The organism is Bacteroides hominis, from assembly GCF_033042785.2.
Classification (GTDB): Bacteria; Bacteroidota; Bacteroidia; order Bacteroidales; family Bacteroidaceae; genus Bacteroides; species Bacteroides hominis.
Window position 1 is genome coordinate 5,027,740 of sequence record NZ_CP178829.1, and the last position, 19,956, is coordinate 5,047,695.

At 44.3% G+C, this 19,956-nt stretch carries 22 protein-coding genes and 1 tRNA gene; 9 read left to right on the forward strand and 14 right to left on the reverse strand.

The features are described from left to right. The first annotated feature begins 2 nt into the window (after positions 1 to 2). Both R3O62_RS21140 and R3O62_RS21145 read left to right on the forward strand, forming a co-directional pair. Positions 3 to 356, forward strand: coding sequence for an arsenate reductase family protein (locus R3O62_RS21140; protein WP_005781008.1), 354 nt, complete (start codon positions 3 to 5; stop codon positions 354 to 356). Positions 357 to 421: 65 nt separating this feature from the next. After that, positions 422 to 494, forward strand: a tRNA-Trp gene (locus tag R3O62_RS21145). A gap of 49 nt (positions 495 to 543) precedes the next feature. Here the strand turns inward: R3O62_RS21145 and R3O62_RS21150 are convergent. Further along, the gene (locus tag R3O62_RS21150) at positions 544 to 1,710 is read right to left on the reverse strand and encodes an energy transducer TonB (RefSeq protein WP_308919289.1); all 1,167 of its coding nucleotides are present in this window, start codon (positions 1,708 to 1,710) and stop codon (positions 544 to 546) included. After that, positions 1,707 to 2,282: a sigma-70 family RNA polymerase sigma factor gene (locus tag R3O62_RS21155; protein ID WP_317472544.1), complete on the reverse strand. Its 576-nt coding sequence runs from the start codon at positions 2,280 to 2,282 to the stop codon at positions 1,707 to 1,709. The genes R3O62_RS21150 and R3O62_RS21155 overlap by 4 nt, the downstream gene beginning before the upstream one ends. 110 nt (positions 2,283 to 2,392) lie before the next feature. Here R3O62_RS21155 and R3O62_RS21160 point away from each other — a divergent pair, with 110 nt between their 5' ends. Both R3O62_RS21160 and R3O62_RS21165 read left to right on the forward strand, forming a co-directional pair. Then, entirely contained in the window at positions 2,393 to 4,219 is a 1,827-nt protein-coding gene (locus R3O62_RS21160; protein WP_317472486.1) for a vWA domain-containing protein, read from the forward strand. A 202-nt stretch (positions 4,220 to 4,421) separates the two neighbouring features. After that, complete coding sequence (locus R3O62_RS21165; RefSeq protein WP_032531638.1) at positions 4,422 to 4,736, forward strand: hypothetical protein; 315 nt, start codon at positions 4,422 to 4,424, stop codon at positions 4,734 to 4,736. Positions 4,737 to 4,817: 81 nt separating this feature from the next. Here the strand turns inward: R3O62_RS21165 and R3O62_RS21170 are convergent, their stop codons facing one another. The 6 genes from R3O62_RS21170 to R3O62_RS21195 form a co-directional block, all read right to left on the reverse strand. Further along, on the reverse strand, positions 4,818 to 5,690 hold the full coding sequence (locus tag R3O62_RS21170; protein ID WP_032535465.1) for a pyridoxamine kinase: 873 nt from the start codon (positions 5,688 to 5,690) through the stop codon (positions 4,818 to 4,820). A gap of 58 nt (positions 5,691 to 5,748) precedes the next feature. Continuing rightward, positions 5,749 to 6,327 carry a LutC/YkgG family protein gene (locus R3O62_RS21175; protein ID WP_005808111.1) on the reverse strand — a complete coding sequence of 193 codons (579 nt, stop codon included), beginning with the start codon at positions 6,325 to 6,327 and terminating at the stop codon, positions 5,749 to 5,751. Continuing rightward, positions 6,324 to 7,709 carry a lactate utilization protein B gene (locus R3O62_RS21180; protein ID WP_317472487.1) on the reverse strand — a complete coding sequence of 462 codons (1,386 nt, stop codon included), beginning with the start codon at positions 7,707 to 7,709 and terminating at the stop codon, positions 6,324 to 6,326. Before R3O62_RS21180 ends, R3O62_RS21175 begins: the two co-directional genes overlap by 4 nt. Next, a complete protein-coding gene (locus tag R3O62_RS21185; RefSeq protein ID WP_005781023.1) occupies positions 7,706 to 8,446 on the reverse strand; it encodes a (Fe-S)-binding protein in 741 nt (246 codons plus the stop codon). The genes R3O62_RS21180 and R3O62_RS21185 overlap by 4 nt, the downstream gene beginning before the upstream one ends. 133 nt (positions 8,447 to 8,579) lie before the next feature. Continuing rightward, positions 8,580 to 9,125: a 7-carboxy-7-deazaguanine synthase QueE gene (locus tag R3O62_RS21190; RefSeq protein ID WP_005781025.1), complete on the reverse strand. Its 546-nt coding sequence runs from the start codon at positions 9,123 to 9,125 to the stop codon at positions 8,580 to 8,582. Continuing rightward, positions 9,112 to 9,444 (reverse strand): 6-pyruvoyl trahydropterin synthase family protein, encoded by a 333-nt coding sequence (locus tag R3O62_RS21195; protein ID WP_005781027.1) that lies wholly within the window; start codon positions 9,442 to 9,444, stop codon positions 9,112 to 9,114. The genes R3O62_RS21190 and R3O62_RS21195 overlap by 14 nt, the downstream gene beginning before the upstream one ends. Positions 9,445 to 9,560: 116 nt before the next feature. Between R3O62_RS21195 and R3O62_RS21200 the strand changes: the two genes are divergently transcribed. After that, positions 9,561 to 9,923 carry a YbaN family protein gene (locus tag R3O62_RS21200; protein WP_005781029.1) on the forward strand — a complete coding sequence of 121 codons (363 nt, stop codon included), beginning with the start codon at positions 9,561 to 9,563 and terminating at the stop codon, positions 9,921 to 9,923. Here R3O62_RS21200 and R3O62_RS21205 read toward each other — a convergent pair. Continuing rightward, positions 9,890 to 10,456 carry a nucleosidase gene (locus R3O62_RS21205; protein ID WP_317472488.1) on the reverse strand — a complete coding sequence of 189 codons (567 nt, stop codon included), beginning with the start codon at positions 10,454 to 10,456 and terminating at the stop codon, positions 9,890 to 9,892. The two genes, R3O62_RS21200 and R3O62_RS21205, sit on opposite strands and share 34 nt — an antisense overlap. A gap of 154 nt (positions 10,457 to 10,610) precedes the next feature. Between R3O62_RS21205 and R3O62_RS21210 the strand changes: the two genes are divergently transcribed. Beyond that, positions 10,611 to 11,780, forward strand: coding sequence for an acyltransferase (locus R3O62_RS21210; protein WP_032531641.1), 1,170 nt, complete (start codon positions 10,611 to 10,613; stop codon positions 11,778 to 11,780). A gap of 81 nt (positions 11,781 to 11,861) precedes the next feature. Here the strand turns inward: R3O62_RS21210 and R3O62_RS21215 are convergent, their stop codons facing one another. The 5 genes from R3O62_RS21215 to R3O62_RS21235 all read right to left on the reverse strand — a co-directional run bounded on the left by R3O62_RS21215 (position 11,862) and on the right by R3O62_RS21235 (position 15,524). Continuing rightward, positions 11,862 to 12,344 carry a PepSY-like domain-containing protein gene (locus tag R3O62_RS21215; RefSeq protein ID WP_005808119.1) on the reverse strand — a complete coding sequence of 161 codons (483 nt, stop codon included), beginning with the start codon at positions 12,342 to 12,344 and terminating at the stop codon, positions 11,862 to 11,864. Between the two features lie 86 nt (positions 12,345 to 12,430). Beyond that, positions 12,431 to 13,186 carry a copper homeostasis protein CutC gene (locus R3O62_RS21220; RefSeq protein WP_032531643.1) on the reverse strand — a complete coding sequence of 252 codons (756 nt, stop codon included), beginning with the start codon at positions 13,184 to 13,186 and terminating at the stop codon, positions 12,431 to 12,433. Positions 13,187 to 13,276: 90 nt separating this feature from the next. After that, a complete protein-coding gene (gene rny / locus R3O62_RS21225) occupies positions 13,277 to 14,812 on the reverse strand; it encodes a ribonuclease Y (RefSeq protein WP_005808123.1) in 1,536 nt (511 codons plus the stop codon). Between the two features lie 109 nt (positions 14,813 to 14,921). Then, positions 14,922 to 15,215, reverse strand: coding sequence for a cell division protein ZapA (locus R3O62_RS21230; RefSeq protein WP_005781039.1), 294 nt, complete (start codon positions 15,213 to 15,215; stop codon positions 14,922 to 14,924). A 15-nt stretch (positions 15,216 to 15,230) separates the two neighbouring features. Beyond that, positions 15,231 to 15,524 (reverse strand): hypothetical protein, encoded by a 294-nt coding sequence (locus R3O62_RS21235; protein ID WP_005781040.1) that lies wholly within the window; start codon positions 15,522 to 15,524, stop codon positions 15,231 to 15,233. A 387-nt stretch (positions 15,525 to 15,911) separates the two neighbouring features. Between R3O62_RS21235 and R3O62_RS21240 the strand changes: the two genes are divergently transcribed. The 3 genes from R3O62_RS21240 (at position 15,912) to R3O62_RS21250 (ending at position 19,873) form a co-directional block, all read left to right on the forward strand. Beyond that, positions 15,912 to 18,200: an NADP-dependent malic enzyme gene (locus R3O62_RS21240; RefSeq protein ID WP_032531644.1), complete on the forward strand. Its 2,289-nt coding sequence runs from the start codon at positions 15,912 to 15,914 to the stop codon at positions 18,198 to 18,200. Next, complete coding sequence (locus R3O62_RS21245) at positions 18,197 to 18,373, forward strand: hypothetical protein (RefSeq protein WP_002562412.1); 177 nt, start codon at positions 18,197 to 18,199, stop codon at positions 18,371 to 18,373. Before R3O62_RS21240 ends, R3O62_RS21245 begins: the two co-directional genes overlap by 4 nt. A 165-nt stretch (positions 18,374 to 18,538) precedes the next feature. After that, positions 18,539 to 19,873: an NADP-specific glutamate dehydrogenase gene (locus R3O62_RS21250; protein ID WP_005781046.1), complete on the forward strand. Its 1,335-nt coding sequence runs from the start codon at positions 18,539 to 18,541 to the stop codon at positions 19,871 to 19,873. The last annotated feature ends 83 nt before the right edge of the window (positions 19,874 to 19,956 follow it).

The following is a 19,956-nucleotide window of genomic DNA, read 5'->3' on the forward strand; positions in this document are numbered from 1 at the left end:
ATATGAAACCTCTTTTTTTGCAATATCCTGCATGCAGTACTTGCCAAAAAGCCAAAAAGTGGCTGACGGAAAACAAAATTGAGTATACCAACCGCCTTATAGTGGAAGATAATCCCACGACAGAGGAGTTGAAAGCCTGGATTCCATTGAGCGGACTACCCGTTAAGAAGTTTTTCAACACCAGCGGAGTAGTATATAAAGAGCTGAAGCTCAGCAGCAAGCTCCCGACAATGACCGAAGAAGAACAGATCGCCCTTTTGGCCACTAACGGCAAACTGGTGAAACGGCCATTAGTAGTAACAGACCATTTCGTATTGGTAGGCTTCAAACCCGAAGAATGGGAAAAATTAAAATAATTAGCAACTTCTTTGCATAAAAGCTTGCCAATTCAGAAGTTTATTCTACCTTTGCAGCCGCAAACACGGGAGTAGCTCAGTTGGTAGAGCACCGGTCTCCAAAACCGGGTGTCGGGAGTTCGAGCCTCTCCTCCCGTGCAAAAAAAATCCCGCTTAAGTCATATGACCTAAGCGGGATTTTCGTTTATCAGAAACGGATACTCACCTCTACCGATTCATCACCAATAGTCCAGTCAGGTCCCTCTTCAATCAGACGAATGGCCTCTTTATCGGCCGAAGCACAAAGTCCCTTTTTAACACTAATGGATTCCGGACGTCCATCCTTATCTACCCGGAAAGTAAGAATCACTTTTCCCTTGGCACGTGCACACTCTTTGTCGGAAGGATGCACCAGATTCTCTTTCAGATACCTCCGAAAAGCTTTTCGCCCTATAGACGGTTGCGGTGTACCTGACATCTTTAAGCTCGTTATAGCACCTGTAACGCTACTCTTCGGCTGCGAACCGTATCCTACCACTACAACCTCGTCAAGTGTAGCATCATCTACGTTCATAGCTATCAATAAATCTTTAGTCGTATCAGCAGGAAGGACAACAGATTCATAACCGATATAATCGACTGAAAGTTCCCGATTCCCATCTGTCTTTAAAGTAAAATCACCATTTTCATCTGAGATAGTCCCCTGATTAGTCCCTTTCACCCTGACTGTGGCACCAACAAGAGGTTCACCACTGGGATCGGTCACTTTACCACGCACCTTACCAACAACAGCCACTTTAGCGTTAAAACTACTATCATTAGCCACCGAAGCTCTCATAACCATTTTTTTGTCCATAGCCGAAGGTTCGTCGTCAATGGTGGCTTCCAGCGCTTCTTCCATCAACTCCTGAGTCATTACTTGAGGAACCTCAGATGAAGGTGCAAGCATTTTTTTCTTCTTATTCTCTGAAATCAATTTCTTCGACGGGCCTGCCGAATCCTTTATTACCGCCTCAGCCAACTCATCTTTCTTCTCTTCCTCATATACCGACAAGGGTTTCGGATGAACCGCTTGTTCCATTGCCATCCGTGCTTCATCCGACAAAGGTTTCTCCTGAAAAAGGAAATAAGAGCCGATACAAACTCCAATCAGCAGGCTGGCGGCGATACTCCAGACCACAGCATGGTTACGCTTTCGCACAGCACGGGCTCTAATCCGACGGCGCAACTCCTCAATCTGCTCGTCGGCTCCATTCCCTACACGGCTGTAACCTTCGAGCGCGTCGGCCAGAAAAGGATCACGCATAGCCTCTTTCTCCAGCCGATGCGCCTCTTTTCCTTTGCGGGCTCCCCGTATGTAGTCTAATAGTTTCATTCCTTAAGCCGATTTTTAATACAAATCTTCAAATTACGTTTTCCGTTCTGGATATAGCTCTTTACGTTATTCAGCGTAAAACCGGTTTGCGCAACTATATCGGCATAAGACATTTCTTCTATAAAGAAATGCCGGATGCTGATACGTTGGGGTTCAGAAAGTTTCTTTAGACAATGATGCAAAGCTTCCAATTGATCCGCATTACTTTCCTCTTCACATAAAAGATGCAAAAATTCATCGGATTCCACAATATGAACAGTATAATCCAATGAAATCTCTTTAGAGTCTTTCCGTAATATTTGCAAGCAATGATTCTTTACTACCCGGTATATCCAGGTCCGGAAAGTTTTTATTTCATAATGGGTGATTTTAGGAAGCAAATCTTCAAAAAGTTCCATCACCGCATCCTGAGCCCGGGCTTCATCTTTGAGATACTTCAGACACACGCCATACAACAACGGAATATAACGGTTATAAAGTTCACCGAAATACTCTGTTTCACCGGACTTCATATAATGCTGCAATAGTTCCTCGTCCGTCTGTTCCGATATGTTTCTTCTGAAAAACAGGATTTTTTTTGCAAAGTTAAAAAAAAGAGGAATCTATTTATGGAATCTATAAGAGAATTGCATCTATTGAGTAAAACAAGGAATCAAATTTATCCACTTAAAACAATAAAAGTATGAAAACGAATCAATTCAGAGCTTTGATGCTTATACTGCTAATGACAGTAATTTCATGGGGAGCAGTCAGTGCACAGCCTTTCATAGTAAAAGGTATAGTTACAGACGCTGAAAGCGGAGAAGCGGTGGCCGGTTGCTCCGTTGTAATAAACGGTACACAGAACGGAACCATTACCGGCACAGACGGTACCTATTCCATTCGTGCAAACAAAGGAGCAACCTTAGTATTCTCTTTCATAGGATATCGCACTCAAAAAATAAAAGTGACTTCTGCCCGTTTAGATGTCGCCTTGGAAACGGATACACAACAGTTGGAAGAATGCGTAGTGATAGGTTATGGAGTAGAAACACAAAAAATGATTTGCGGTGCTACCCCCATCGCAATGAATCACAGCCTGTTATACAACGTAGGGATGTCTGCCGAAGAATATAAAGCAATACAGGAAAATGGATTTAAGAAAGTGTGGGATAATCCGCTATCTACTTTCTCGATCGATGTGGATGTAGCTTCATATAGCAATATGCGCCGATTCCTTAATAAAGGAGAGCTACCTCCGGCTGATGCCATCCGTACAGAAGAATTAATAAACTACTTCTCTTACAATTATGCACAACCAACAGGGAACGATCCGGTAAGAATCACATCAGAAATAGGTACTTGTCCTTGGAACGAACAGCATCGGTTAGTCCGCATCGGATTGAAAGCAAAAGAAATTCCTACCGAAAACTTACCTGCTTCGAACCTAATCTTCCTGATCGATGTATCCGGTTCGATGTATGGTCCCGAACGTCTGGATCTGGTAAAATCATCATTAAAGTTATTAGTTAACAATCTGAGAGATAAAGATAAAGTAGCAATCGTGGTATATTCGGGCGCTGCCGGAGAGAAGCTGGCATCCACACCGGGAAGCGATAAACAAAAAATACGCGAAGCCATTGACGAACTGGAAGCAGGAGGCTCTACAGCGGGAGGAGAAGGAATTAAACTGGCTTATAAAATTGCCCGGAAAAATTTTATAACCGGTGGCAATAACCGCATCATCCTCTGTACCGATGGTGATTTCAATGTGGGCGTATCATCGGATCAGGAACTGGAGAAACTGATTGAGCAAAAACGTAAGAGCGGTGTATTCCTCACCGTATTAGGATATGGGATGGGAAACTATAAAGACAGCAAGATGCAGACTCTTGCCGAAAAGGGAAACGGCAATCATGCCTATATCGACAATCTGCAAGAAGCCAACCGGGTATTGGTGAACGAGTTTGGAGCAACTTTACATACGGTCGCCAAAGACGTAAAATTACAAGTGGAGTTTAACCCGACACAGGTACAAGCCTATCGGTTGATTGGCTATGAAAGTCGTTTGCTGACAGATGAAGACTTCAACAACGACACAAAAGATGCAGGAGAAATGGGAGCCGGACATACAGTCACAGCTTTCTATGAAGTGATTCCTGTAGGGGTAAAAAGTGATTTTACCGGAAAAGTGGACGATTTGAAATATCAGAAGAAACAAAAGACTGCCACCTCTGTCAACGACTCTAATGAATTACTAACCGTTAAACTACGCTACAAAACACCGGACGGCAATGCCAGCAAAAAGATAGAACAGGCGTTGACTGACTCTAAAAACAACCGGGTTTCCGCCGATTTTCGTTTCGCAGCCGCAGTAGCCATGTTCGGACAACTGCTGAGAGATTCTGAATTCAAGGGAAATGCCAATTATGACAAAGTGATTTCTTTGGCAAAGACCGGCTTGGAAAACGACGAAAAGGGATATAAAAGAGAATTTATACGGCTCGCAGAAACTGCCAAAGGTATCTGATACTGTGGAAGTTTTCCACGTTATCCACACCCCAAAACCCCAATTTCCACAGATTGAGATTTAGATCTTTGAATATAACAATCTAATAATCAACAAGATAACATATATATATTTATTCTGGCACACCGCTTGCACTACTATTATCGTAAGCAAACGGCTTACAGAAAAACAAACCCCATTTATTAACTCAAAACTTACAATTATGAAAAAGGTATTAGTAGCAATAGCATTGGTTATGGGATTAGGTAGCTCAGTAGCATTCGCACAGAACGTAGAAAACGCTAACGCAGTAGTAACGACTGCACAGGCTCCACAAGACGAGTATACAAAGATTGAAGTAAAAGATCTCCCTGCAGCAGTAACCGAAGCCCTCGGAAAAGCTTATCCTGAATCGACTATCAAAGAAGCATCAGTAACAGCTAAAGAAGACGGCAAACTCTACAAAGTAGTCGTTACACAGAAAGACGGTACAGAGACAACTGTAGTAATGAACGAAAAAGGTGAAGAAGTAAAATAAAGATGCATCTTTAAAGGGCAAAAAGCACTGTTTCATTTTTGGAGCAGTGCTTTTTTATGAATAGATGTACTCCGGAAACATTTAAATCAGCTCGTAACTGCTACTCTGAATTGGCATATCAAGATTATGGAGTACCTTTTCTAACAGAATACCTTCACGGTTATCATACTCATAACCGAAAGTGGCACGAATTCCCTGCAGGATAAACTGGGTAGCACGATCCAAAGCAATGGGAAGGCTGTCTCCCTGCAGCAAAGCTCCGGTAATGACACTCGTAAATGTATCTCCCGTACCCGGATAATGGGCAGGCAGATAAGGGCAAGTGATTTTCCAATAGCGATTTCCTGTCCGGTTATAAGCATAAACCGAAGTTTTATGAGGTTCATCCAACACAGGCACACTAGTTATGATCACCACCTCAGGCCCTTTTTCTGACAGGCAATGCAGATAATCCTTTAATTCCTGATCGGTATTGGTCTCTTTATACGGACGGCCGAGCAGATAGAAAAGTTCCGTCAGATTGGGAGTTATCACATCGGCATGTGTGATCAACTGCTGCATCTCTGCCACCATAGATTCATCAAAATTTGAATAGAGTTTACCATTGTCTCCCAAGACAGGATCTATCACCGTCAAGCTATCTTTCCGGCGAAAATCACGGATAAAGTCAGATACAATCTGAATCTGCCTGGGTGATCCTAAATAACCGGTATAGATAGCATCGAACTCCACCTCCAAACGTTTCCACTCGGCAATAATACGAGGCATTTCATCCGTCAGATCAAGAAAAGTGAAATGCGGATATTGCGTGTGATTAGAAAGGATGGCCGTAGGCAACGGACATACCTGAAACCCCATAGACGACAGAATAGGAATTACGACTGTCAGAGAAACCCTTCCCATACCGGAAAGGTCGTGAATGGCAGCCACTTTCTTTACTTTATTTGCAAACATATATTTGTATAAGAGGATATTGCAGAAATCTGTTTCACCACAGATAAACATTCCCTCATCACTTCAATATTACCAATACATCTCTCGCACCGTGCGCTCCCATCACCAACGCTTGCTCTATATCAGCAGTTTTTGAAGGGCCGGAGATAAATGTACCAAATTTATATTTTTCATCTTTTATCAGCTCGTAAGCCTGATGCATATTGCTCACAATACGGTTCTTGTCCAAAACAATCACCAGTTTTTCGGCTATAAAATAGAGCGCTTTGTACTTCACCGTTTGGGGAATCCAGACAGCTGCATTCTCGGCCACCCCAATTTCGCCTTTAACAACAGCTATATCGGTTCCATTCAGATCTTGTGCGCGAGTCAGCAAATCAGGATTGAATGTAGCGCAGGTGATTTCCTCCAGATCGGAAGCAATACTGGCAGCATCAGGGTAAGTACGACGGATGACAGCATTGATATCTTCTCCCTCCCCCAATACAATAGCTTCACCTCCGACGGCAAAACTCATCTCGCAGAATTTGGCAACCACATCCGGATAAGTAGTGGTTTTGATTTGCCAATCAGGGTATTCATAACGGTTCTTCGTATTTTTACGGATACTCGCCAATATCTCTTCTTTACTACTCATTTGTTTTCCTCCTTTCCTTGCACTTTATTTTTCTTCCACATCTCGTTGAACGATTCGCTGGCAAACTCTGGCAGTTCGCGACCCTTACCCCAGGCATCCAAATCATTGTATTTGATAAAACGCGGCAAATGGTTAACTGCCGGAGCAGCCCAAAGAGCCGCATTGAATAGAGCCGGATGGTCCATCAATACTTTCATGCCACCGGACATTATTTTTTTACCCGTATTAGCTTTTCCAATCTTATCCAGATCCTGCCGCCATTTATAAATCTGTTCAGCCAGGTCTACCTTTGCCGGACAAACATCCGAACAAGACATACACAGCGAACAGGCTGACAGGTTATCATAATACTTTTCCGGATCATGTGCCATACCCAGATTGATACCGATAGGACCGGGAATAAAGTAGGTGTAGGAATATCCCCCGCTCCGGCGATACACCGGACAAGTATTCATACAAGCACCGCATCGGATGCAATTCAAAGTCTTGATATGATCGGGATGGGCAAGCAAAGCGCTTCGTCCGTTATCTACAATGATAATATGATATTCGCCTCCTTCACGGGGATTGCGATATTGAGAGGTATAGGTAGTGATAGGTTGCCCTGTTGCCGAACGCGCCAACAAACGGGTAAACACTCCCAAAGCCTCCATATCCGGCACGATCTTCTCCATACCGAAAGCAGCAATATTCAGTGTCGGGCACGATGTCCCCATATCAGCATTTCCTTCGTTCGTGCAAACCACTATATCTCCAGTGGATGCTACGGCAAAGTTGGCTCCCGTCATGGCAGCTTCCGCATTCAGGAAGATGTTCCGCAAGCTTTTTCGAGCGGCATGGGTCAGATAAGTAGGATCAAAATTACCTTTCTCCGTTCCCATTTCCTTTTCAAACAGCTCTCCCACCTGTTCACGCTTGATGTGAATAGCCGGAAGCACAATATGACTTGGCGCCAGATTCATCAACTGAAGAATGCGCTCTCCGAGATCGGACTCCACAACGTCTATTCCTTTCTCTATCAGGAACGGGTTTAGTTCACACTCTTCCGCCAACATCGATTTGCTTTTCACAAAATGTTTCACTCCATGACTGCTCAATATTTCATAAACAATGGCACGATACTCTTCCGCATCCTTTGCCCAATGAACGATGGCCCCGTTGGCAGTGGCGTTTTTCTCAAATTCCAGCAAGAGTTCCTCAAGGTGGCTGTTGGAATAAAGTTTCAACGCACATGCCTTGTCACGCAATTCTTCCCACTCGGGTACTTCCTTGCTCATCTTGTCTCTTTTGGCACGGACCATCCAAAGAGTCTCATTGTGCCATGCTGCCATCACCGGATTGTCCAGAAACTTCTCGGCAGCTTTTGCATGCTTGGTACTCATAATTGTGATGCTAATATTTCTACAACATGAATAATTCGGATAGGCAGGTGTTCACGCTCAATGATACCCTGCATATGCATCAGACAGGAGCTATCGGCTCCGGTTATGTATTCGGCACCAGTCTCCATGTGATGTCGTATTTTATCACGTCCCATGCAGACGGATACAGCCTGCTCTTCGACTGCAAACATACCGCCGAAACCACAACATTCGTCCACGTGGCTGGGTTCAAACACTTCAATCCCCTCGACCATCTGGAGCAAATCGCGCAATTTATTGAAATAAGGTATGTTCAATTCGCTCGGAGCAGATAGAAAAAGTTCACGTACACCGTGACAGCTGTTATGAATACTGACTTTATGGGGAAAACGAGCAGGGATTTTCGTAGGTTTTATCACATCGTGAATAAAGGCACAGAGGTCGTAAATCTTATCTGCACTCTGGCATTGATGACCCTCTTTAGCCAAAATACCGGGATGGTTTTCTTTCACAAAAGCCACACAACTGGCAGACGGGCCTACAATGTAATCATACTTCTGAAATAAATCATTGAAACGGATAGCCATCTTTAAAGATTCATCTTGAAAACCGGCGTTTGCCATGGGCTGTCCGCAACAAGTCTGATCAAGAGGATAATCGACATCCACCCCTAAGCTCTTCAGTAATTTATATGATGCCACCCCTACCTGCGGATAGATGGCATTGATATAACAGGGGATAAACAAACCTACTTTCATAATATATCATTAATTAGTTACAAGTCACGAGTCATAAGCCACGAGTTATCAACTATGAAATACGTACGGGGACAGCAAAGCCACTCATAATGCACAGCTTATGACATGCAGCCCTCGTATCAGCTTCCGTAGCTCACAAAATATTTATCAGTTTGTGCGTTTGCAGGCTAAGTCTCCATCTGGGATGTCGCATCACGCAATCCACCGTTTCCGCGGTGTTATTACAAGAACAAGGCTGAAGGAAGAAATGTTCGGCAGGAAGCTGTTCATAAACGTCAATATTTTGTCCTTCGTAAACAACTTTAACTTCATCCATCCGGTTTAAAGCTAATTTGACACCCTGCTTAGGCGAACAAGTCACCCAGTCGATAGCAGCAGGCAAAGGTTTCGTTCCATTGGTTTCGATACACACATACTTGCCCGCCCCGTGCAACAAATCGATAAAGGCATCGTCAATCCAAAGTGAAGGCTCCCCCCCGGTAAGAATCACCATGACAGCCGGATACTTCTTTACTTCATTTACAATTTCTTCGTCTGTCATCATTTCACCGGTTTCATGCCGGGTATCACAAAAGTCACACTTCAGATTACACCCTGAGAAACGTATGAAAACAGCAGGGGTACCTGTATGATACCCCTCTCCCTGTAAACTATAAAAAATCTCGTTAATCTTTCTCATAAATCACCGTATTTGCTTCCGACTCCTGTACCTCTACCTTATAACACTGTGGAATCTGCTTGCATACCCAACGGGCAATATTTTCCGCCGTGGGATTAAAAGGAAGTACTTCATTCAGATTCTGGTGATCCAGTTTTTCCTTGACGGTCTGTTTTATCTGGGTAAAATCCACTACCATTCCATCCGAGTTGAGCCGTTCTGAACGGCAATAGACAGTGATAATCCAGTTGTGACCGTGAAGAGTGGCGCATTTACTCCGGTACGGAAGAATCAGCTTATGTGCAGCCGATATTTCCATTCGTTTAATTACTGTAAACATCGTTATATGTATTATTAATGGTTACTACACCTAATGTCACCTCGGTGCGGCTACAAAGATAATACAAAAGATAGTTTTCATTCAGCGAGAAAAGTTATTTTTCCTATTTTTGCGGAATGAAAACGATCTGTATTATATTAGGTACTCTTTCGCTGGGACTTGGCATTCTCGGTATTTTCCTGCCATTGTTACCCACTACTCCTTTCTTGCTGCTCACTGCCGCCCTCTACTTCAAAGGATCTCCGCGCCTATACCAATGGCTGCTGAATCACAAATATTTCGGTACCTATATACGTAACTTCCGTGAAAATAAGGCAATCCCCTTACGCGCTAAAATCATCTCACTCCTGCTAATGTGGGGCACGATGCTCTATTGCATTTTTTTCCTGATTCCGTTGGTTTGGGTCAAAGTACTCCTCTTCCTGATAGCCGTAGGAGTGACTTATCATATACTTTCTTTCAAAACATTGAAGAAGTGAGACAATCCCGCACAAGCATCTTCCAGCCGGTCTTGCCAATGCTTCACAGAATTCTGCCCGATCACATCCGAAACATATTTCACCGAAATAAAAGGAATCTCCTTAGCCCTGCACACAAAGGCCTGTGCATAGGCTTCCATATCTACCACATCCCCTTCAATATCCGTCAGTTCGGTCAGGAAGCTATCACCGGTATTGCAAGTTGCCGATTCGGTCCAGTGCCGGCAAAAGCCTCTGGCAGCAAGCAACTCTGACGAATCAATGTGGCACTCCATTCCTAATCCGGACATTTTATGCATATCCCGGTCGACAAAATGACGACAGACAAAGACATCCCCAACCTGATGGTTAATCGTTCCGGCTGTTCCCTGATTGATCACAATATCCGGCTTCACCTGCTGAATGGCTTCCGCCAAATGAAAAGCCGCTTTCACTTTTCCAATGCCTGTCCGTACATAATATACCTCCACATCGGGCCACTTGATTTCTGTAAATTCGCCTTGTACGGCATAAGTCACTAATATCTTCAACATAAATACTATCTTTAATTTTATACATTCTATATCGAATGCAAAAGTAGTCAATTAAAGACAATTTGACCAGATATTATCTTTAAATGGTCAGATTCTGCACATATCCGCCCTGTTTTCTTCCTATCTTTGCCTGAAACTTAAAACACAAAATATCATGATTCAAAACTCTATCTCCGACAATCGTATTGTCTGGCTCGACGTCATCCGTTGCGTTGCAATGATAATGGTCATAGGCGTTCATTGCATCGATCCTTTTTACATTTCACCCACGATGCGGGCAATCCCCGAATACACGCACTGGGCAGCAATTTACGGTTCACTCCTCCGCCCGTCGGTTCCCTTGTTTGTTATGATGACCGGGCTACTTCTGCTCCCTGTGAAAAAACAGCCATTAGGTCAGTTCTACAAAAAACGCATATATCGTGTTTTGTTTCCCTTCCTCATCTGGTCAGTGTTATATAGTCTGTTTCCCTGGTTTACGGGAGTACTCGGGTTGCCGAAAGAAATTATCGGGGACTTCTTCTGTTATACGCAAGGACAAGAATCACAAAGCCTGATAGATTCTCTGAAGGATGTAGCCATGATTCCGTTCAATTTCAGCCATAAAGAGAACCACATGTGGTACATCTACCTGCTCATCGGCCTGTATCTCTATATGCCATTCTTCTCGGCATGGATAGACAACGCTGATCAAAAGACCAAACGAACATTTCTCCTGATATGGATTATTTCACTCTTCATTCCTTATCTAAAGGAGTATGTTGCCAATTGTTTGTTCGACAGAAGCGGTTATGTATTCGGTACTGATACATGGAATGAATTCGGACTCTTCTACTATTTTGCCGGATTCAATGGATATTTATTACTGGGACATTACGTCAAGAAGGGTAACAACTGGAGTCTGATGAAAACATTCACTCTTTGCATACTCATGTTTGCCGTCGGATATTATGTCACTTATACAGGTTTCAGCACCACAGCAGCCAATCCTGACGCAACAGAAACGGAAATGGAACTCTTCTTTACCTTCTGTAGCCCCAACGTATTATTAATGACCTTAGCCACCTTCTTACTGCTACAAAAAGTAGTCATCACCAACCAGACTGTCATAAAAGCACTGGCCAACATGACCAAATGCGGTTTCGGCATCTATATGGTTCACTACTTCGTCGTAGGTCCTTTTTTCCTTCTAATAGGACCCTCGTCGTTACCTATCCCTCTACAGGTTCCACTGATGGCTATCTGTATATTCCTCTGCAGCTGGGCATTCACTGCGTTCATTTATAAGCTTATGCCCCAAAAAGCTGTCTGGCTTATGGGATAAGACCAACAATTGACGTGTAAGGTGGAAAGAGCTTAAGAACTCTTCCCACCTTACACGTAAGTCATTGATAGGAGACTACAGTTACAAGAATGTACCCGGTCCCAATATATCATCCATATAACTCACATTACGGGTACGCAGCAATGCCCCGTTCGGACTATAAAACAGCTGATATTGAATGTCTACATTTTGTTGCCCTACCTTGATGACAATAATCGGTTGCCATTTGGGAAACTCGACATAAGTAACATCTTCCACCTGCCAGCCGGAATAAGGACCGGAAGCAAACGCATTATATACCGTAGCAGAAAGTTCATCGGTATCTCCCCACTCCGTCTGGGTCATCTGCCATTGTCCCTGCGCATTGAACCAGACATTCTTTTCATAACCATTCATCATGAAATCGGCACAATAGTAACCGCTGTCCTGTGACCAGGCGATACCATCAGCTTTGGGATACATTTTTTTCAAAGCCGCCTGCGCCTTGGCAGGAGCATTATCTGCCCAAACAGACATGACAACCATCAACAGAGTCATTAACAAGCTGAATCTCAATTTTATCATAGCTAAAGCATTTTAATCGGATGAATACTTTTCGCTAACTAACAACTTACAAGGTTGCTTTGTTTCAGGCTGCCACCACTACACTGTCAGAGGACAGAAGTGAGGTTTCCAATCGTATCCTTCACACGCTTCACAGTTGTCACATTCCGCTCATACTCGCTGATATGAACAGTTCCTCCCATAGATACAGCCTCGTTCTTGTATGCCATTCCGCTTTTGATACTCTCCCGTGCGGAGAAATGGAATTCCTGAATACCGGTCTCTTTTGCAATCCGGCAGATATTCTTTTCGTTCACCCCACAACCTGCAAGGAGAGTGATTCTGCCCTTCGCCCTTTCACGGAGTTCCTTCAACAAAGGTATGCCAAGTTCAGCCGTTGCCTGTTGCCCCGAAGTCAGAATACGGTCACATCCCAGGTTAATTATCTGCTCCAAAGCCTTAGATGCATCACGGCACACATCGAATGCCCGGTGGAAAGTGACGGACAAACCTTCAGAAGCTTCCATCAACTGTTCCATCACCGGCACATCTATCTCTCCGTTTGCTGTCAGGCATCCAAACACCACCCCATCAGCTCCAAGTCGACGAGCCATTTCAATATCCTTCAACATAGTCTTTATTTCGATGGGAGAATAAAGAAAATCTCCTCCACGCGGACGGATAATGACATGCAACCGTGTAGTTGTCAGCACCTCACGTGCCATCGCGATTTCGCCATACGAGGGAGTCGTTCCACCCTCCGGGATGCCTGCACAAAGTTCCACGCGGTTTGCTCCACCTTCCTGTGCAGCAATGCAACTCTCTACGGAGTTGGTACAAACTTCAAATAGGTAGTTCTTCATATTTCATGAATATTAAAATAACTGTTTAACGAGGAATTAAAAAAGGGCGAATTGCTTCGCCCTTATCATAAACATTTTCTTTTTCAGTCTTTATTTTGCAAAGCTCACCGCACGTGTTTCGCGGATAACGGTTATCTTCACCTGTCCCGGGTAAGTCATCTCGTCCTGAATCTTCTTCGCAATTTCACCCGACAGATTTTCCGTCTGCTTGTCGTCTATTTTGTCTGCCCCGACAATAACACGAAGCTCACGTCCTGCCTGGATAGCATAAGTCTTGGTTACACCCGGATAAGACATAGCCAACTGTTCCAGATCGTTCAGACGCTTGATGTAAGCCTCAACAATTTCGCGGCGTGCACCCGGACGTGCTCCGGAGATGGCATCACACACCTGTACGATAGGCGCAAGCAGGCTGGTCATCTCTACTTCATCGTGGTGGGCACCGATAGCGTTACAAATATCCGGTTTTTCCTTGAATTTCTCAGCAAGTTTCATACCCAGCAAAGCGTGTGGCAATTCCGGTTCTTCATCGGGCACCTTACCAATATCATGCAACAATCCGGCACGTTTTGCTTTCTTCGGATTCAAGCCCAGTTCAGAGGCCATCACAGCACAAAGGTTGGCAGTCTCACGTGCATGCTGCAACAGGTTCTGTCCATAAGATGAACGATATTTCATCTTACCGATGATTCGAATCAGTTCCGGATGCAATCCGTGGATACCTAAGTCGATAGTAGTACGTTTACCTGTTTCAATAATTTCTTCTTCCACTTGTTTACGCACTTTGGCAACCACCTCTTCGATGCGTGCCGGGTGAATACGTCCGTCAGTAACCAACTGGTGCAATGCCAGACGGGCTATTTCACGACGAACGGGGTCGAATGCGGAAAGAACAATTGCTTCAGGAGTATCGTCTACTACGATTTCAACTCCGGTAGCAGCTTCAAGAGCACGGATATTACGGCCTTCACGTCCGATGATACGTCCCTTGATTTCATCCGACTCAATATGGAATACAGTTACAGAATTCTCGATGGCAGTTTCCGTAGCCACACGTTGTATCGACTGTATCACGATGCGTTTAGCCTCTTTACTTGCAGTCAGTTTGGCATCGTCCATGATATCATTGATATAAGACTGCGCCTGAGTCTTTGCCTCTTCTTTCAACGACTCTACCAAGCGTTCTTTTGCCTCTTCGGCCGACAAACCGGAAAGTGCTTCCAGTTTTTCAATTTCCTGATGCTGGAGTTTGTCCAGTTCCTCTTTCTTTTTATCCACGATTCCCAACTGTGCTTCCAGATTCTCTCTGACAGCATCGGCTTCGGCTCTTTTACGCTGAATCTCTTCCTGACGCTGGCTCAGCACCATTTCACGTTGTTTCAGCTTATTTTCGGCCTGTTGGATCTTTTGGTTACGCAGGGCTACCTCCTTCTCCAAATCTGCTTTCTTATTGAGAAACTTCTCTTTTACTTCCAGCAGTTTGTTCTTCTTAATCACTTCTGCTTCTGTCTCTGCTTCTTTCAGGACATTATCATATTTGGCCTTCAGTCCGTATTTAAACAATACGTACGATAAGATTCCTCCTACGATGAAGCATGCAATGGATGCTACTATTGTTACTAACATTGTAATTTAATTTAAATATAAATAAAAACGCACTGCCAAATACTCGAAAGCTTCTTCTTCCGGGCATCTTTAGCAGTGCGTGGATTTTCTTTTATAAAAATGGAAACAGTTATTCCTCGTTCCTGAAATACTCTTCCAGCATTTCTGTAAGTTCTTCTATCTTGGCCGTATACGGTTGGGTATCATTACGTTGCAGCAGATGCAGCTTTTCCAGTGAAAACTGATATGCCACCATAGCTATAATCTTTTCCGGAGCTATGTTCCTGTAGTGCTCCCGATACGCATTGAGCCTGATATTTACCTGCTTTGCCGCTTCTCTTACGGTCTCTTCCTCGTCACGATTGATGGTGAGGGGATAATAAGAATCTGCTATTTGCAGGTTTATTTTTATTTTATCGTTCATACATCCTTTTTTATGTTATTCATTCAACAAAGCGATGCATTTATCGACTTCACGCACTAATTTAGACAATCGCAGCTTCGTCTCTTTTACGTCGCTGCCGTTAAGGCTGATTGCCGTAGCTGTTTTTAGGTCTGTGTAGTTTGATTCTAACGCTTTGTATTCAGCTTTCACCTTTTCGAGTTCGGCCTTCTCATCTTCGAGAAGTTGCTTTAACTCAGCATTTTCGCGCTTTAATTCATCATGCAGATAGATTAAATGCCGCAGCCTTGCTTCAAAGGTACTTAATAGCTTCTTTTCTTCTTCTGTCATCACTACACCAAAATTGTACACAAAAATACGATTAACTCTGATATTACAAAAACTTTTCGGCGGAAAATAGTCATTTATAGTGAAAATAGTTGTCCGGGGCAACTTTTATTTATTTTTTTTAGCTATATGTCTTCTATTATAAGGATATTTATTTTCTACACACAAACGTTCATTATAGAAAAGAATATGGGTATAAGTACAATTATTCAGAATTATCATCTCGTTTGTAATAAATATGCAGAAAGAAGAGAAAAAGCTGGATACATTTTCATCTTTTTGTGCCTTTTTGTTATTAATTTAATAGAAATTATATCAAATAGACTACGATTCCGAAGTTTTATTCCTACATTTGCGGGCAAATGATAACCTTTATAAAAACGCATAATCATGGCTAAAATAACCAAAGAAGCCGCTTTGCTCTATCACTCACAGGGCAAACCCGGTAAAATTGAGGTAGTACCTACCAAACCCTACAGTACACAAACCGACTTATCTCTCGCTTACTCTCCCGGTGTGGCAGAACCATGCCTCGAAATAGAAAAGAACCCACAGGATGCTTATAAATATACAGCCAAAGGTAATCTGGTAGCCGTAATCTCAAACGGTACAGCAGTTTTGGGATTGGGCGACATCGGCGCCTTAAGCGGTAAACCGGTAATGGAAGGTAAAGGTTTACTTTTCAAAATCTATGCAGGTATCGATGTGTTCGACATCGAAGTCAACGAAAAAGATCCTGATAAATTTATCGAAGCCGTAAAAGCCATCGCTCCTACTTTCGGAGGTATCAACCTGGAAGATATCAAAGCACCCGAATGTTTTGAGATAGAACGCCGCCTGAAAGAAGAGCTTGACATCCCTGTGATGCATGACGACCAACACGGAACGGCCATCATCTCGAGTGCCGGACTGGTAAACGCCTTGCAAGTGGCCGGTAAGAAGATAGAAGATGTGAAAATCGTTGTCAATGGTGCAGGTGCTTCCGCCGTATCGTGCACGAAGCTCTACGTATCATTGGGCGCCCGCCTCGAAAATATCGTCATGCTCGACAGCAAAGGCGTTATCAGCAAGGCACGCACGGACTTGAACGAACAGAAACGTTATTTCGCAACCGACCGTACCGACATTCATACACTGGCCGAAGCAATCAAGGGAGCAGACGTATTCCTCGGCCTGTCAAAAGGGAATGTATTATCTCAGGATATGGTGCGCAGCATGGCTCCGATGCCTATCGTCTTTGCCTTGGCAAACCCGACCCCGGAAATCTCTTACGAAGACGCCATGGCTGCCCGCCCCGACGTGTTGATGGCAACCGGACGTTCGGACTATCCGAACCAGATTAATAATGTAATCGGTTTCCCGTATATCTTCCGCGGAGCGCTCGACACTCAGGCAAAAGCAATCAACGAAGAGATGAAGATTGCCGCCGTACACGCCATTGCCAATCTGGCCAAACAACCCGTGCCCGATGTGGTGAACGAAGCTTACCATGTGAACAACTTCACTTTCGGTCCGGAATACTTTATCCCGAAACCGGTAGATCCGCGTCTGATTACGGAAGTATCTATCGCCGTGGCCCGTGCCGCTATGGAGAGTGGTGTGGCCCGCAAGAATATCGAGAACTGGGATGAATATAAAACGCATCTCCGCGAATTGATGGGACAGGAATCCCAGTTGACCCGCCAACTCTACGATACCGCCCGCCGCAACCCGCAACGTGTGGTATTTGCCGAAGGCGGACACCCCAACATGCTGAAAGCCGCTGTCGAAGCTAAATCGGAAGGAATCTGCCACCCTATTATATTAGGTAACGAAGAACGCATCGAGAAACTGGCCAAGGAACTCGACCTGAGCCTGGACGGAATCGAAATCATCAACCTTCGCCACGACCGTGAGGCAGAACGACGCGAACGTTATGCCCACATCCTCTCTCAGAAACGTGCCCGCGAAGGCGCTACATACGAAGAAGCCAACGACAAGATGTTCGAGCGCAACTACTTCGGTATGATGATGGTTGAAACCGGAGACGCGGATGCTTTCATCACCGGATTATACACCAAATACAGCAATACCATCAAAGTAGCGAAAGAAGTTATCGGCATCCGTCCGGAATACAAGCATTTCGGAACCATGCACATCCTGAATTCCAAAAAGGGAACTTACTTCCTGGCTGACACTTTGATCAACCGCCATCCGGATACTTCCACTCTGATAGATATAGCCAAGCTGGCCGACCAAACTGTCAGATTCTTCAATCATACCCCGGTGATCTCCATGCTGAGCTATTCTAACTTCGGTTCTGACCAGGCAGGAAGCCCGCTGAAGGTACACGAAGCAGTAGCTTATATGCAGAAAGAATATCCCGAACTGGCTATTGACGGTGAAATGCAGGTGAATTTTGCCATGAACCGCGAACTCCGTGACTCCAAGTACCCCTTCACCCGCCTCAACGGAAAGGATGTGAATACATTGGTATTCCCCAATCTCAGCTCTGCCAATGCAGGATATCAGTTGTTGCAAGCCATGGACCCGGATACCGAATTTATCGGCCCGATCCAAATGGGGCTGAACAAACCGATCCATTTTACAGATATCGAAAGCTCGGTACGCGACATCGTGAACATCACCGCCGTGGCTGTTATCGACGCTATTGTAGAAAAGAAAAAAGCTAATAAATGAAACGTCCTTTATCCAAATCACAAATAGTTTGTATCATTCTGCTTTGGGTGGCGCTTTGTTACATAGTATTGGTATACGCCGAACGTATTGACGGCCCTACCATACTTATGCTTATCATTTCGGCAGCATTAGTCTTTATTCCCGTCTACAAATCACTTAAAAAGAATAAATAATATCTTTTTATTCCTTTTTTGCGGCATAAAATATCAATTTTGATGTTTTATGCCGTTTTTCTTTATAAAATGCTTGTTAGTTCGATTTTTATGTTTACTTTTGCAACGTCATCAACAGAGAGACGATAGAATTTAAAAACAATCATATTAAAAGAAAAAAGAATTATGAATGCAGCTAAGGTATTAGAAGATTTGAAGAGAAGGTTCCCCAACGAACCGGAGTATCATCAGGCAGTAGAAGAAGTTCTTTCTACGATTGAAGAAGAATACAACCAACATCCTGAATTCGACAAAGCCAATCTGATTGAACGTCTTTGCATTCCAGACAGAGTATACCAGTTCCGTGTGACTTGGGTAGACGATAAAGGCAACGTGCAGACCAACATGGGGTACCGTGTTCAGCACAACAACGCCATCGGCCCGTACAAAGGAGGTATCCGCTTCCATGCTTCTGTAAACCTTGGTATTCTTAAATTCCTTGCTTTCGAACAAACCTTTAAAAACTCACTGACTACCCTGCCGATGGGTGGCGGTAAAGGTGGCTCGGACTTCTCTCCGCGCGGAAAGTCAAATGCCGAAGTAATGCGTTTCACTCAGGCCTTCATGCTTGAACTGTGGCGCCATATCGGTCCTGAAACCGACGTACCTGCCGGTGACATCGGTGTGGGTGGCCGCGAAGTAGGTTTCATGTTCGGTATGTACAAAAAGCTCTCTCACGAGTTCACCGGAACATTCACCGGTAAAGGTCGCGAGTTCGGCGGTTCACTGATCCGTCCGGAAGCTACAGGTTATGGTAACATCTACTTCCTGATGGAAATGCTGAAGACAAAAGGAACTGACCTGAAAGGTAAAGTCTGTCTGATCTCTGGTTCGGGTAACGTGGCTCAGTATACCGCCGAAAAAGTGTTGGAACTGGGCGGTAAAGTGGTTACCATGTCCGATTCCGATGGTTACATCTACGATCCGGACGGTATCGACCGCGCTAAACTGGACTACATCATGGAGCTGAAGAACCTCTACCGCGGACGCATCCGCGAATATGCCGAAACTTACGGATGTAAATACGTTGAAGGAGCCCGTCCTTGGGGTGAGAAAGGCGATATCGCATTGCCTTCGGCCACTCAGAACGAACTTAACGGTGACGACGCACGCAAACTGGTTGCCAACGGTGTCATGGCAGTATCCGAAGGTGCCAACATGCCTTCTACTCCGGAAGCTATCAAAGTGTTCCAGGATGCCAAGATCCTGTATGCCCCGGGTAAAGCAGCCAATGCGGGTGGTGTATCCGTTTCAGGATTGGAAATGACCCAGAACTCTATCAAACTGAGCTGGAGCTCTGAAGAGGTAGACGAAAAGCTGAAGAGCATCATGAAGAATATCCATGAAGCTTGCGTACAATACGGTACAGAACCGGACGGATACGTAAACTATGTGAAAGGTGCTAACGTGGCCGGATTTATGAAGGTTGCCAAAGCAATGATGGCACAGGGAATCTTATAATCAGCAAAGAATTCAATCATAATGTCATAGTAGAAGTCCCCGTATCTCTGTAACAGGAGTACGGGGATTTTCATTTCAAACTG